Source organism: Blautia sp. AF19-13LB (assembly GCF_003479105.1).
Lineage (GTDB): Bacteria > Bacillota > Clostridia > Lachnospirales > Lachnospiraceae > Fusicatenibacter > Fusicatenibacter saccharivorans.
Genome location: NZ_QUGO01000073.1, coordinates 1 through 844, shown reverse-complemented (window position 1 = coordinate 844; position 844 = coordinate 1). Strand labels below are relative to the sequence as shown.

The 844-nt window shown below is 49.6% G+C and carries 1 protein-coding gene and 1 pseudogene; both read left to right on the top strand.

Features of this window, described 5'->3' with window-relative positions; all coding sequences use genetic code 11:
- Nucleotides 1-102 precede the first annotated feature (102 nt).
- Nucleotides 103-186: pseudogene (locus DWX32_RS19335) on the top strand (Maff2 family mobile element protein); the annotation flags it as partial.
- A gap of 10 nt (nucleotides 187-196) precedes the next feature.
- The coding region (locus tag DWX32_RS19330; RefSeq protein WP_243037654.1) for a VirB6/TrbL-like conjugal transfer protein, CD1112 family at nucleotides 197-844 on the top strand (648 nt) is incomplete at its 3' end.

Sequence of the window (844 nt, the reverse complement as noted above, 5' to 3'; positions counted from 1 at the left end):
GGTCACTGCCTGACCTGTCCCGCCGGGACGGTTCTCTTAAAAACACCATATAGATTTTTGTACGCCGCCGCCCGCCATCGAGCAGAGTTTTACACCTAGTTGGGGATAAAACAGCTTATGGCAGGCGGAGGTATCGCTCTGGTTGGTGCAACGCTGATCCCGCTGCTTTCCGGCCTGTTCGGTTAAGGGCTGACTTATGGGCAGTCTGTTTGAATGGATAACAGACTGGATTAAAGAGGGCCTGATCGATGCGATCACCGGACAGTACACCAGTATTTTCAACTCCGTCAACAATCAGGTTGCGGATGTGGCAAATCAGGTAGGACAGACCCCGCAGGGCTGGAATGGCGGCGTGTTTTCCATGATTCAGAATCTTTCAGAAACCGTCGTCATTCCCATTGCGGGCATGATCCTGACCTTTGTTCTGGTGTATGAACTGATCCAGATGATTCTCGAAAAGAACAACATGCACGAATTCGATACATTCAACATCTTCAAGTGGATTTTCAAGACTTTTGTTGCCACTTACCTGCTCACCAACTGTTTTACGATTGTGATGGCGGTCTTTGATGTGGCCCAAAATGTGGTGTCGCAAAGTGCCGGTGTCATAAACGGGAACCTGGATGTGCAGGCGGCGTTGTCTGATCTGAAAACCCAGCTTGAAGCAATGGGAATGTGGGAACTGATTGGACTGTGGCTGGAAACCAACATCATCAATCTGTGTATGTGGGTACTGTCCATCGTGATCTTTGTCATTGTATATGGCCGTATGATCGAGATTTATTGCGCGTCCAGAAGCGCCGCTTTTCATCCAAAGGCGGTGTGCGGGCATTTTGGGAACCCG